General features: G+C 67.3%; 12 protein-coding genes and 1 pseudogene. 8 read left to right on the top strand and 5 right to left on the bottom strand.

All coding sequences use genetic code 11. The features are described 5' to 3' along the window. The 5 genes and pseudogenes from N1F91_RS16140 to N1F91_RS16120 form a co-directional block, all read left to right on the top strand. A pseudogene (locus N1F91_RS16140) lies at positions 1–116 on the top strand (ISAs1 family transposase); the annotation flags it as partial. Positions 117–168: 52 nt separating this feature from the next. Then, positions 169–1,875: a glycosyltransferase gene (locus N1F91_RS16135; protein ID WP_289993839.1), complete on the top strand. Its 1,707-nt coding sequence runs from the start codon at positions 169–171 to the stop codon at positions 1,873–1,875. Further along, positions 1,872–2,759, top strand: coding sequence for a glycosyltransferase (locus N1F91_RS16130; protein ID WP_289993838.1), 888 nt, complete (start codon positions 1,872–1,874; stop codon positions 2,757–2,759). Before N1F91_RS16135 ends, N1F91_RS16130 begins: the two co-directional genes overlap by 4 nt. After that, positions 2,750–3,496: a glycosyltransferase gene (locus N1F91_RS16125; RefSeq protein WP_289993837.1), complete on the top strand. Its 747-nt coding sequence runs from the start codon at positions 2,750–2,752 to the stop codon at positions 3,494–3,496. Before N1F91_RS16130 ends, N1F91_RS16125 begins: the two co-directional genes overlap by 10 nt. Further along, positions 3,493–4,428, top strand: a complete 936-nt coding sequence (locus N1F91_RS16120; RefSeq protein WP_289993836.1) for a glycosyltransferase family 2 protein — start codon at positions 3,493–3,495, stop codon at positions 4,426–4,428. The genes N1F91_RS16125 and N1F91_RS16120 overlap by 4 nt, the downstream gene beginning before the upstream one ends. Positions 4,429–4,645: 217 nt before the next feature. Here the strand turns inward: N1F91_RS16120 and N1F91_RS16115 are convergent, their stop codons facing one another. The 5 genes from N1F91_RS16115 to N1F91_RS16095 form a co-directional block, all read right to left on the bottom strand. Next, positions 4,646–4,972, bottom strand: a complete 327-nt coding sequence (locus N1F91_RS16115) for a 2Fe-2S iron-sulfur cluster-binding protein (protein WP_289993840.1) — start codon at positions 4,970–4,972, stop codon at positions 4,646–4,648. Positions 4,973–5,008: 36 nt separating this feature from the next. Next, positions 5,009–6,325 (bottom strand): TRAP transporter large permease, encoded by a 1,317-nt coding sequence (locus N1F91_RS16110; protein ID WP_289993835.1) that lies wholly within the window; start codon positions 6,323–6,325, stop codon positions 5,009–5,011. Further along, positions 6,325–6,837: a TRAP transporter small permease gene (locus N1F91_RS16105; RefSeq protein ID WP_289993833.1), complete on the bottom strand. Its 513-nt coding sequence runs from the start codon at positions 6,835–6,837 to the stop codon at positions 6,325–6,327. Before N1F91_RS16105 ends, N1F91_RS16110 begins: the two co-directional genes overlap by 1 nt. A gap of 76 nt (positions 6,838–6,913) precedes the next feature. After that, positions 6,914–8,023, bottom strand: a complete 1,110-nt coding sequence (dctP, locus tag N1F91_RS16100) for a TRAP transporter substrate-binding protein DctP (protein WP_289993832.1) — start codon at positions 8,021–8,023, stop codon at positions 6,914–6,916. Positions 8,024–8,072: 49 nt separating this feature from the next. Next, complete coding sequence (locus N1F91_RS16095) at positions 8,073–9,281, bottom strand: cytochrome P450 (RefSeq protein ID WP_289993830.1); 1,209 nt, start codon at positions 9,279–9,281, stop codon at positions 8,073–8,075. Between the two features lie 267 nt (positions 9,282–9,548). Here N1F91_RS16095 and N1F91_RS16090 point away from each other — a divergent pair, with 267 nt between their 5' ends. The 3 genes from N1F91_RS16090 (at position 9,549) to N1F91_RS16080 (ending at position 13,028) form a co-directional block, all read left to right on the top strand. Beyond that, positions 9,549–10,058, top strand: coding sequence for a MarR family winged helix-turn-helix transcriptional regulator (locus N1F91_RS16090; protein WP_289993827.1), 510 nt, complete (start codon positions 9,549–9,551; stop codon positions 10,056–10,058). A 537-nt stretch (positions 10,059–10,595) separates the two neighbouring features. After that, on the top strand, positions 10,596–12,002 hold the full coding sequence (locus N1F91_RS16085; RefSeq protein ID WP_289993824.1) for an FAD-binding oxidoreductase: 1,407 nt from the start codon (positions 10,596–10,598) through the stop codon (positions 12,000–12,002). Between the two features lie 45 nt (positions 12,003–12,047). Then, positions 12,048–13,028 carry a tripartite tricarboxylate transporter substrate binding protein gene (locus tag N1F91_RS16080; protein WP_289993822.1) on the top strand — a complete coding sequence of 327 codons (981 nt, stop codon included), beginning with the start codon at positions 12,048–12,050 and terminating at the stop codon, positions 13,026–13,028. Positions 13,029–13,105: the final 77 nt, after the last annotated feature.

The following is a 13,105-nucleotide window of genomic DNA, read 5'->3' as shown; positions in this document are numbered from 1 at the left end:
GACTGACGCTCAACCTCCTGCGAACCGCCAGACCCAAACTCGCCATCAGCCGAAAACGAAAGCGAGCAGGGTGGTCCGACGCCTTCGCCAGATCAATCATCGGCCAAATGCGATAGCCCTAGGCGAAGGTGCCTCAGTCCGTGCAGGAGAACGGTTTTCCTGCTAGCAATGCGGTTCGTGCAACCGCCGATTCGGACAGTCGACTTGATGGCAGCGAGTGATGGTTCCGCAGGCGAGCCCAAGGTTGCGGTATCCATCCTGGCCCTCGGCCGCGTCGGCTACGGGCTGGCGGCGTGCGAAGCCGCCGCATCCGTGCTGCAGCACACCGATTTCGATGTCTTCCTGACCTGCGACGAGGTGACGACACCTCTGTTTGCCCCGCACGACAGAGTGCGCCTTCTGTCCCGTCATGCGCCTGCGGTGTCGTTCAGGCCGACGAACTTCCTTGCCAAGTTCGAGGCGCTGGCAGGCTGCCTCGATGCCAGCGATGCCGCCTTCTTCCTGCAGCTCGACGCGGACGCCGTGCTGACGCGGTCCGTCGACGGGGCCATGGTCGCCGAGGCTCTCGGCGATGCCGACGTCGCCATGGCCGAGCAGACCTCGATCATCGGCTCGACGATCGGTCGCGCCGAACTGCGTCGGCACTACGTCGATCACGCCCTGGCGTTCCTGGCGCCGGATCTGGAAGCGCCGCCGCCCGAGCGCTTCTGCTTTGCCAATTCGGGCGTGGTCCTGTTCCGGCGGGACGGGTTGAAAGCCTTCCTGGACTGGGCACGGCCCCTGGCGGCCAGGCTGCCGGCCGAGCACCGGCACGGAGAGCACTGGATCGCCGATCAGGACTATCTGCAGGTCTGGGCCAACGCCGTGAACCCGTCGCGCTTTGTGCGCCTGCCCTGGCAATGGAACCACTGCGAGCACTGGGATGACGGGTTTCCGCGCGCCGGAGCCCTGATCGCCCATCTGAGCAACTTCATGAACGGGCCCACGCCCGAAACGGTCCAGCGACTTCGCGCCTCGCGCGATGCGGATGCAGCGGCCGAACCGAGGCCTTCCGGGTCCGCATCGCGCACCAGCTTCGTCGTGGTCAGCTTCAACTCGGCAGGCTGGCTGGATATGTGCCTGGAAGCCGCCGCACCGCATGGCGACCTGATCGTGGTCGACAATGCATCGTCCGACGGTTCCGTCGCGATCGCGCGGCGGCGGGGAGCGACAGTCCTGCGCAATGACACGAATCTCGGTTTTGCCGCTGCCGCCAACATCGGCGCGAAAGCGGCACAAACGCCGTTCGTCTGCTTCCTCAATCCGGATTGCCTGGTGACTTCGTCGGTGGTAGAGGCTGCGGAGGCGGCGCTGGCGCGGCAACCAAACCAGCTGCTGGTCCCGGATTTCGTCGATTGGTCGGGCCGTCGGGAGAGCGGATTGCAGCCCGGCTACACGCGGCTCAAGATTCTTGCCGACCTGATCGAAACGCGTTCGCCGAAACATGCCCGCCGTATCCGCTCGACGTCGCGCATCGACGACGCAGCCTGGCGCTGGCCGCTGGGCGCGTGCATCTTCGCGTCGCGGGACGGGTTCCGGAGCCTCGGCGGGTTCGACGAGAGCTATTTCTGCTACATGGAGGATGTCGAACTGGGGCGGGCGGCCTCGGCGCGGGGCGTCGCGCTCAACAGCCTGCCGCACGTCATCGTCCATCTGGGCCAGCACGGCGCCGAAATCTCCGGGGCCGGACGGAAAGCTCTCATGAATGAAGCGCGCTTCCGCTACGCCGCACGCCATCATGGGCGGACGTTCGCCTGGTTTGCCGAAGCCACCGCACGCCTGCTGGGCTTTCTGCGAAAGCCGTTGGGCGGGTTCCCTCGGCAGGTGCGCGGATGAACACCTATTTCCTCCCCGGCGCCGGCATCTTCGGCGGCATCAAGGTCGGCTTCCAGTTCGCCGAGGCCCTGGCGGCGGCTGGCGTGAAGATCGTCATGGCGCTTGCGGACGCGGAGGCGCCGCAATGGTTCCGCAGCACTGCCCCGATCGTCGACCGTGCCGCGGCACTGGCGGCGCTGCGGCCGGGCGACGTCGCGATCTTCTCCTTTCCCGGCGACCACGCCGAACTGAAGGCGACGCCCGCGCGCCTCGTCTTCCACTGCCAGGGGACGGCGCCCGAGATCGATCCGATCCTGGCCGACCCCGACGTGACGATCCTCACCTGCTGGCAACAGGCGCAGGATCATGCGCAGGCGCGGGGGAGGCAGTCGATCCCCGTGGGGATCGCGGTGTCGGACTGCTTCTTTCATGACGGGACGCCGAAGCATCGCGACGCCGTGTCGTTCATGCCGCGGCGTGGTGGCCGAATCGCCCGAGACGTGGCGCTTGCGCATCCCTGCCTCGATCTCGTTCCCATCGACGGGCTGCACGAGGACGCGGTCGCGGCCATCATGAAGCGGTCGCGCTTCTATCTCGCCACGTCGGTCGGCGAATGGTTCGGCCTTCCGGCGCTCGAAGCGATGGCGGCCGGTTGCATCGTCCTGTCCGTGCCGGTGGTCGGCGGACGCGACTATCTGCGCGACGGCGAGAATTGCCTGCTGGGCGAGCCCGGCGACATGCCCGCGCTCCTGGCGCGGTTGACGGGGCCGGATGCGTTGCACCTGCGTGACCGGCTGCGCACGGGCGCGATGGCGGCGGCGTCAAACTTCAGGCCGAGCCGCCACTGGGCGATGGTCAGGCAGGCGCTCGCGGCGGAGCTCGGTGCGGTGGTGTCATGGAGCTGAACGTCGTCATCCCCTCCTACGGCCTCAACGCCCTGTTGCGCACTTGCCTCGTCATGCTCGACGAAGCGATCAGGCAGGCGGGCGTCGAAGACTTCCACGTCGTCGTCGTCGACAATGGAAGCGCCGTCCCCTACCGGGCTTCGGAGTTCGAATGCCGCCGTCTCGACGTCGTGCGCCTGGACCGCCGGACGTCCTTTTCCCGCGCCTGCAACGTCGGCGCCGCCTGGCGGCCGGCTTCCTTCCTTCTGTTTCTCAACAACGACGTGCTGCTCCATCGCTTCGCGGTGCAGGACATGATGGCGCTCTCGGCCGATGCCGGCATCGGCGTCTGCGGTGCGAGGCTGGTCTATCCCGACGACCGCATCCAGCATTGCGGGGTGCGGCTCTTCGGGAACGAGGAGGGGCCGCATCACGAGTTCCACGGCTGGCCGACCACGAGCGTCAGCCGCGCCGTGCGCCGCTTCCAGGCCGTGACGGGAGCGGCTCTCCTGGTGCGGGGGGATGCCTTCCGCGCGCTCGACGGCTTTGACGAAATCTATCCGTTCGGCTTCGAGGACACCGACCTATGCCTGCGGATACGGCAGCTCGGACTGTCCGTGACGTGTTCGCAAGCGGTGGATTCCATCCATTTCGAATCCACCACCAACAAGCTTCCCTTCCGGCACATGCCCAGCCGGGAGATCTTCTTCCGGCGATGGGATGGCCGCTACGTGATCGACGGGGTTGGCGCACCATGAACGAAGCTCCGACGATCTCGCTGATCGTCCACACCCGCAACTCGGCCGCCCGGCTGCCGCCCTTGCTGGCGACGACGTCCTGGATCGGCGACCGCGTCCTGATCGACATGTCGAGCACGGATGGAACGCAGGCTCTGGCAGCGGGCGCAGGCTTCAGGGTGGTGACGATTCCGGCATCGGATGACGTCGACGCGATCCGCAACGATCATCTCGACCAGGCCCGCGAGGAGTGGGTACTCGTGCTGGACTCCGACGAATCCCTTTCGGCGGACGCGCAGACCGAGATCGGCCGCCTGATCGCCGTGCACGGGGCAAACTGCGACGCCTTCGCCATCCCGCGCTTCAACATGATCGCGGGCCAGATCATGCGGGCGTCGGGCTGGTACCCGGATCACCAGGTCCGGCTGTTCCGCAAGGGAACGGTGGCATGGTCTGGCGGGCATCATCGTCCCCCGCGCGTCCTCACCGGCGATCACCGGCTGTTTCGCCTCGATCCGCCCGACTGCCTGCACATCCACCACGACAACTACGACAGCCTTGCCGATTTCGTGGAACGGCAGACCCGCTATCTCCTGACTGATCGCTACGATCACGCCTTCGACTTCAACGACTACCTCGCCGCCGCGCATCGCGAACTGGTCATGCGCCACGACGTGAAGGCCGATGGCGACCTGTCGACTGCACTCGCCCTTCTGATGGCGTGGGACCGGATCGTGCGCGGGATCGTGCATTGGGAGAAATCGGGGCGGTCCGCGCCCCTCGACCTGTCGCTGGCGGTTCCCTTCGTCGTCGAAGTCGCACCGTCGACGCTGGAGACGTCGCTCGGCCGCGCCTACCGCGCGCTGCGCACCTTCTACCGCCATCCGCTGAAGCTGCCCCGGTCCTTGCTCCGGGAGAGACTGCGGCGCAGGAAACTCCGCAGCGGCTCCTGAGGGCGGCTGCGAGCGCGGGCCGGTGAAACGCCGAGATTAAGCGCGTCTTCGCTCTATCCCACGGCTTGCCGTTCATCCCCGGAACATCGACGTCGCAGGTCTGCCATTCTCTCCGAGCGCTGATGCGCGGCGCATTCGCGCCGGCCACCACGATCGCAGTCGCCGCGAAACCTGCTGCCGCCGCACTGGCCTTCATCCGCCGCGGTCGGTCGTCGGCTCAGACTTGCGTCTCCGGCAGGTGGATGACGATGCCATCGATCCCGGCGCTCATCCGGATCTGGCAGGAGAGCCGGCTCGTGGCGCGCCGTTCGGCGGTTGCGCATTCGAGCATGTCGTCCTCGCCGTCGACTGGCGGCCCGGCCCTGCCGGCCCAGGCTTCGTCGACGTAGCAGTGGCAGGTCGCGCACATCATCGAGCCGCCGCATTCGCCGAGAATGCCGTCGACGTCGTTGGAAATGGCAGCCTGCATCAGGCTCTCGCCTTCGTCCGCCTCGACCAGCGTCGAGGCGCCGTCGGCGGCGACAAAGGTGACCTTCATGGGAATCCGTCCTCGTTGGTGGCGGTTCGGCCGGCCGCGCGGTCAGCGCATCAGATCGGGCAGGAAGAGGGTGATCTGCGGAAAAGCGATCAGGAGCGTCATGACGAAAAACTCCGCCACCAGGAACCAGCCGACGCCGCGGTAGATCGTCCAGATCGGAATCTGGTCCCCGACGACGGACTTGACGACGAAGACGTTCATTCCAAGCGGCGGCGTGATCATGCCGATCTCGACGTACTTCACCACAATGATGCCGAACCAGATCAGGTCGAGTCCCAGCGCCTTCATCATGGGCAGGAACACCGGCATGGTGATCAGCATGATTCCAAGGGGATCGAGAAACATGCCGAGGACGAGGTAGACCGCCGAGATCGCCAGGATGACCATCAGCGGATCGCCGGCAAAGCCGGTCATCATCTCGGTCAGCAGGCCAGACACTCCGGTGAGCGAGAGCAGCCGTGTGTACATGACCGCGCCCATGCCGACGAAGAAAATCTGGGCGGTTGCCGACATCGATTCGCGCAGCGCCGCGGCGAGGGCTGCGCGGGTCAGCCGGCCCTGCAGCAGAGCGATGAGGAGGGCGAGCGCCGCGCCGACCGCGCCGGCCTCGGTGGGCGTGACGATGCCGCCGTAGAGACCGCCCACGACGCCCGCGATGAGCAGCAGCACCGGCCAGACCTCACCCAGCGCGCGCAGCCGCTCGGAGCGGAGCGTGGCGAGTTCGGCGTCGTCGAGCCTGGGCGCGAGCTGCGGATTGAGCCGGCAGCGGATCAGGATCAGCAGCGTGTAGGCCACCGCGGTGAGCAGTCCCGGAACCACGCCCGCGATCAGGAGGCGCGAGATCGAGACTTCGGCGAAGACACCGTAGAGCACGAGCAGGATCGACGGCGGAATGACGGCGGCGAGCGTTCCCGCGGACGCGATCACCCCGGTGGCCAGTGCCTTGTCGTAACCGGCCTTCAGCATCTCCGGGATGGCGAGCCGGCCCATCGCGGCGGCCGAGGCGAGCGAGGAGCCGCAGGCCGCGGCGAAGCCCACCGATGCCATGTTGGCCGCGATGGCCAGCCCGCCGGGCAGGGCGCTGAACCAGAGGCGCGCAGCGCGGAACAGCGCCGTCGAGATGCCCGAATGATTGGCGATCGCCCCCATCAGCAGGAACATCGGAATCGCCGTCAGGTCCCAGTTCGCCGCGAAGGAAAAGGGCGTCTCGCGCAGGATCGACCAGGCGATGCCGAAGTTGCGGACATACGCCAGACCCAGCACGGACACCACGCCGAGCGCGACACCGATCGGAACCCTGAGCGCGATCAGCGCCAGGATGATACCGAGGGTGGACAGGCCGAAGGTGAGCGCGTCCATCAGCGCTCCTCCCCGGTCTCGATGCGATGGTGGGACAGGCGGGCGAGCAGTCGGAAGACCATCACCAGCACCATGGCAACGCCCGCGACCGGAAGAAGCCACCGCGTCGGCCACACTGGCAGATACCCGCCGAGGATTTCCCAGACCTCGCCCCGGTTCGTGCGTGCCATCGCCGACAGCCAGCTCTGCCAGACAAAGGCGCCGACATAGGCGATGACGAGAAGATCGGCGACGGTCGCGACGACGTGCCTGGCGGCCGCCGGCAGGTTGCCGACGAAGATGTCGGCGGTGACGTGCTCGTCGCGCAGCGTGACCCATGCCAGCGGGAGGAAGGCCACCGCGATCATGTAGTAGGTCGCCGTGATCTCGCCGGTGCCGGGCAGGGGACTGTTGAACACCGTGCGCGCAGCCACGTCGACAGTGACATGGAGCATCATCAGAGCGCCCGCCGCCATGGCAACGTAGAACAGTGCGTTGGACAACAGGATCGCCAGGGTATTGAACTGCTTCATTGCATCGAACTCATCACCGCTTGCGCAAGACGATCGGCGGCGCCCGGGGGCGCCGCCGGCCTGGAGGATGGCCGCGTCAGAGCGAGGCGGGGTCGACCTTGGAGAAGACTTCGTCCCACAGGCGCTGCGTCATCGCGTCGACGTCGGTTCCGAGTTCCGCGGCGATGGGCTTCCACTTCTCGACGGCGGCGAGGAAGGTGTCGATCAGTTCCTGCGGGTTCTCGACGCCGAGCTTCTCGCCGGCCTTGACCAGCCGCTCGCGATCAGCCTGCGCGAAGCCCTCCACCAGCGACCGGAGGTCGTCGGCCGGTGCGACGAGCTGTACGCCGTTGTCCTTAACCTGCCTCTGGAAGCTCTCCTCGTCGCGCAGCACGTAGTTGCCGATCGTGTGCTTTGCGGTCACGCGCGCCGACGCACGCATCATCGCCTTCTGCTCGTTTTCCGGAAGGCCCATGAACAGTTCGCGGTTCACCAGGAAGCCGATGGCGGGCGCCGAATTGCCGAGCGGCAGGTCGGTGACGTGCTTGGCATATTCGCCGTAGCCGTAGGTCTGCAGCCATTCGCGCGTAGCCATCAGGCAGTCGAGGCCACCCTTCTGCAGCAGGCCGACGGCGTCGGTCAGCGTCGTGGAGGTGGGGGTCGCGCCCGCCAGCAGCGCGAGTTCCGCAAAGCCGCCGGTGGCGCGCACGCGCTTGCCGTTCATCTGCTCGATGCTTGCGACCGGAGTGGTGCACATGAGGCGGTAGGATGCGGAAGCGAAGCCGCCGAAGGGCACGACGTTGTTCTGGCGTGCATCCTCCAGGCAGGACGGGCAGTTGAGGAACACCGTCTCGGCCGCCGCGGCGGCGACGGCCACCGTGTTGTCGCCGGGAACGACGATCGAATAGAGCAGGGTGAAGGAGGGCATGGCCTCCGGATTGTAGACCGGGATCTGGAGGCCGCCCTGCATCAGGTCATCGGAGACCGCGGCGAGCGTGCCCCGGCCGTCGGCGAGTTGTCCGCCGGCGATCAACTCCCATTTGAGCGAGCCGCCCGTCTCCTCCTCGATCTGCCGGAAGGCTTCCGGCAGTGCATCGGTATTGAGATAGTCCGAAGCTGGCGGCCAGGAGCCGTAGATCGGGTCCTGCGCCGATGCAGCTGTGGCCAGGAGCGCAAGTGCGCCCGCACCGAGAATGGATCGTTTCATGTCGTCCTCCCTTAGATGCGCCCCCTGCGGGCGCGGTTCAGATGGATTTTCAGGCTGGAATCACCTCGACGGGGATCGCGTGATAGCCCCGCAGCCAGTTGATGTAGATGCGCTCCGGCGCGCCGGTGAGTTCGATGCGCTTCACCTTTCGGGCCAGGGCGGCGATTACCGTCTCGGCTTCCAGCCGCGCCACCATCTGGCCGACGCAGGCGTGGATGCCGGTGCCGAAGGCGAGATGGCCCACGGTCTTGCGGCGGATATCGTAGTCGTCTGGTCTTTCCCAGCGCGCGGGATCGCGGTTGGCGGCGGCCAGCCACATCAGCACCTTCTCCTCCGCGCCGATCGCCACGCCGGCGAGTTCGGTGGCGGCAGGTGTGGTGCGCCCGATCACCGGGCTCGGCGCCATGAAGCGCAGCCCCTCGTCGAAGGCCTGGCGGGCCAGCGACGGATCGGCCCGCAGGATGTCCCACTGGTCGGGGCGCTCGATCAGCGCCATCAGCGTGTTGCCGATGCCGAAGACCGTGGTGTCGATGCCGGCAGAGATGAAGGCGCGAACGAGCATGCCCGCGTCCTCGTGCGTGATCTCGCCGGCATGGGCGGCGGCATAGATCTGCGAGCCGAAGCCGCCTTCGATCAGGTTCTCCTCCGCCATTTGCGCCGCGACATACTCGAACGTGCCCTGCTCCTCGACGATCTTCCGTGCGGCGAGGTAGCGCTCGTTCTTCGGTCCCATCGCGTTGAAGTTCAGTTCCGAGTACGGCATCAGGTGATGACGTCCCTCCGGCTGCAGCCCGACGGACTCGGGCAGCACCTTGAAGGGAAAGGCGAAGGCGAGGTCCGAAGCGATGTCGAAGCGCCGTTCCTCGACCAGCCTGTCGACCATGGCTTCCGCGGTGATCCTGAACTCCTCGGCCAGCTTGCGCATCGCGGCGATCGACAGCACGCGCGCCAGCACCTTGCGGTTGGGCGTGTGCACCGGCGGATCGGCTTCCAGGATGCGGGACGGCTTGCGCCAGGGCTCGTCGCGCAGCACGTTGGTCAGGCCGGTGCCGTAGGCAGACGAGAAGCGCTGCCAGTCGTTGAAGACCTCGCGTATCACCGCATCGCGGCCCGTGACCCAGAAACCGTATTTCGGTACCCAGACCACGTCGCCGGCCGCGCGGATGGCACGGTCCAGCTCGATCGGATGGTCGACCGCCGCGTCGCTGAACGGGTCGATGTCCAGCACCGGCCGATCGTGCGGCAAGCTCGTTGGCATGACGTGGGTTCCTCCTTCGGTCAGTTTATTTAGCAACCGATTTATTTAGCAAGCGGAATGTTGCGCAACAGCGTTGCGGTGCGGCCGGACGAAGACAGCGGGGCCATCGCGCCGGCTTTCAGGCGATTCCGGACCGCGCCTGTCCGGGGACTGGGCCTTGTCTTCGGCGCCCGCTCCACCGGCATCCCCCGCCTCAAGACACCCGCCTGCGTTTGCAATCCCGGCCGCCCAAGGCTACACGCGGGGGTCCAGATGAGATGTTCCCCCATGACTGACGATCCAATCATCACCGATGGCGGCAAGTCGGTTCGCGCCGAAAGCTACGCGCCCTACTATCTCTCGGTGCTCAACAACAGACTGTCCTGGGGTGCCTCGCAACTCTACCTCAAGCTGTTCGACATCGGATTGAACGAGTGGCGGATTCTCTCGGCTCTGCGCAACGAACCCGGCATCCAGGCCCTGCGCGTCAGCGAAATGGTTGCGCTCAACAAGTCGGTGGTGAGCCGCTCGACCCGACGGCTGGAAGAAATGAAGCTGGTGCGGGCCCGGCTCGAGGAGGGACGCCGCCTTCTCTGGCTGACGCCGCGCGGGGCCGACCTTCACGACGAGATCATCACCATCGCGTACCGTCGGCAGGACGCGCTCCTTGATGGCTTCGACCAGGGGGATCGCGATACGCTCTTCGGCCTCATGGAGCGGATGCGCGGGAACCTCTCGAAGGTCGACGCGGTCGACCGGTCTATCGTCGAACGCCGGGGCGACATCCGGCCGGACTGAGGCATACCGGTTCGGCCACGGGCCGGATAGCGAACTTTGCAGACGTGATGACGCGTGTACCCGCACGGCCGGCGCTCCCCCAAGCTTCGACAGTGTTTATATAGCAATCGGTTTATATAGCAACTCTGTTAGGCGCGCGCCCCGGCTGTCCGCCGCGGGGCCACGGCCGCTCGGCCGCGCCTACCGCGCGCTGCGCACCTTCGACCGCCATCCGCTGAAGCTGCCCCGGTCTTTGCTCCGATAGAGACTGCGGCGCAGGAAACTCCGCAGCGGCTCCTGAGGGCAGGCTACGAGGGCGGGCCGGGCTGCATAGGGAAATGCGCCGGCCGCTCTGCATCCACGGTAGCTCTCGCACTTCATCTCACCGATGTCGGCGTCGGGGGTCGCCCTGCCGGGCGGTGGACGCAGGCTGTCGCGTGGCTTCTCGCGGGCCAAGGCGTCGCCGCGGGTCGCAGCGTCGGACGCCCCGTCGGTGTCGCCTCTTGCCTGTAGCTGAATGATGTTATACGTAACACATAACAAAGCGGGAGGCGCGGTATGGGTGGCTCGTTCGGGGGCAGTGCGGTCGAGGCGCTCGTGGCGTCGTTCGGCCCGGGCGTCGCGCTCGTCGGCGCCGACGTTCCCGCCCGGAACCGCCAGGACTGGAGTTTCCTGCCGGCGACGCGGCCCGCGGCCGTCCTCCGGCCTTCCTCCACGGAGGAGGTCGCCGCGATCCTGCGGGCCTGCCACAATGCGGGCGTACCCGTGACACCGCAGGGAGGGCTCACCGGGCTCTGCGGCGGGGCGCTGCCGCTGGACGGCGGGGTGGCGCTGTCGCTGGAGCGCATGACCGGGGTCGAGCAGGTCGATCCGGACGGCATGACGATGACCGTCCTGGCGGGGACGCCGCTCGAGGTGGTGCAGAAGGCGGCCGACGCGGCGGGACTGTTCTTCGCGCTCGATCTCGGCGCGCGGGGGTCATGCGCCATCGGCGGCAATCTCTCCACCAATGCGGGCGGCAACCGGGTGATCCGGTACGGCATGGCGCGCGATCTCGTGCTCGGGCTCGAGGTGGTTCTACCCGACGGCACCGTGCTGCCGATGCTGAACCGCATGATCAAGAACAATGCCGGCTACGACCTGAAGCAGCTCTTTCTCGGCTCCGAGGGCACGCTCGGGGTCATCACCCGCGCGGTCCTGCGGCTTCACCCGAAGCCCGGTTGCGTGGCGGCGGCGCTCTGCGTGGTGAACGGCTACGACAAGGTGCTCGACCTCCTTTCGACCGCGCGGCGCAGCCTCGGACCCTTTCTCTCCGCCTTCGAGGTGATGTGGGCCGACTACTGGCACCAGGCCACCGTGCGTGTTCCCGGCGGCAAGGCACCGGTTGCGATCGGCGAAGGCAGCCATGTCGTCCTGATCGAGATGCAGGGGCTGGACGAGCACCTCGACGGTGCGCGCTTCGATGCCTGGCTGCAGCAGCGGTTCGAGGCCGGCGCCATCGAGGACGGCGCGGTGGCACGCAGCCTGTCGGACGTGGCGGATTTCTGGCGCACGCGCGATGCGGCAGCCGAGTTCGCCAATCCCGGCGTGATCGGCCCGCACATCTCCTTCGACATCGGGCTGCCGATCCGGCGGATCGAGGAGTTCGTGGCGCGTTCGAAGCCGGCGCTGCTCGACCGCCTGGGTTGCCACTCGGTGCATTACGGCCATGTCGGCGACGGCAACATCCACATCGTCGCCTGGGTGCCCGGCGCGGTGCCGCAGCCGCTGCCGGCCGTCAGCGAGATCGTCTACGGCATCGTGCGCGAACTCGGCGGGACCGTCTCGGCCGAGCATGGCATCGGGCTGCTGAAGAAGCCCTATCTCCGCCACACCCGCGACGAGGCGCAGGTCGAGCTTATGCGTCGGCTCAAGCGCTGCATCGACCCACAGTGGATGCTCAACCCCACCAAGATCTTCGACTGAAGCCACCCGGCATTCGCCGGGCGGGACCAACCAAGGGAGGACGACATGAAACTGAACAGACGCATCATCCTGTCACTGGCCGCGGCCGCGATGATGGGCGCTGCCCTGCCGGCCACGGCGCAGGAGTGGCCGAACGGTCCGGTCACGCTGGTCGTGCCGTGGAGCGCGGGCGGCGGAACCGACGCCACGGCGCGCATGATCGGTACCCTCCTGGAAAAGGAACTGGGCGTGCCGGTTCCCGTGGTGAACCGGACCGGCGGATCGGGCGTGATCGGCCATTCCGCCATCGCGGAGGCTGCGCCCGACGGCCAGACCATCGGCGTGGCGACGCTGGAGATCGGCTCCATGCATACGCTGGGCCTCACAGACCTGACCTACAAGTCGTACACGCCGATCGGCCTCTACAATTCGGATCCGGCCGCGATCTTCGTGCGGGCGGATGCGGGCTATGACGACGTCAAGGCGCTGCTGTCGGCGCTCTCGGCGGCTCCGGACCGCGAGTTCAAGGCGTCCGGTTCGGCACAGGGCGGCGTGAACCACCTGGCCCTGGCCGGAATGCTGCTGGCGGCGGGCCTGCCGGTGGAGCGGGTGGCGTGGGTTCCGTCCGAAGGCGCGGCGCCCGGACTGCAGGACCTGGCCGCCGGCGGCGTCCAGATCGCCACCGCCTCGTTGCCCGAGGCCGCGGCGCTGATGTCGGCCGGGCTGATCAAGCCGCTCGCCGTCTTCGCCGAGGCGCGGCTGGATGCGGCCCCGGACCTTCCGACCTTCACCGAGGCTTCGGGTCACGCGTTCGCGCTGGGCTCCTGGCGCGGCATCGTCGCACCGGCCGGCCTTCCGGCCGACATCGCCGGCACGCTCGGCGACGCGATGGGCAAGGTGGTAAACCACCCGGAATACCTGGCCTTCATGAAGGAGCGCGGCTATGCCACCCAGTGGACGGCTGCGGGCGATTTCGAAGCCTTCATGGAAGCATCGGATGCGGCGCTGGCGCAAAGCCTGAAGGCCGTGGGTCTGGCCAAGCAGTAGGCTTCCGCCGGCGACAGGCATCGGCATGGAGGGCAGGATCCTCCATGTCCCCGGCTCGTTCGAAGGAGGATCGAACC

The organism is Aquibium sp. ELW1220 (genome assembly GCF_030398385.1).
In the GTDB taxonomy this organism is placed as follows: Bacteria; Pseudomonadota; Alphaproteobacteria; order Rhizobiales; family Rhizobiaceae; genus Aquibium.
Note: the sequence above shows the minus strand (reverse complement) of the source record. Positions and strands in the feature narration are given on the sequence as shown.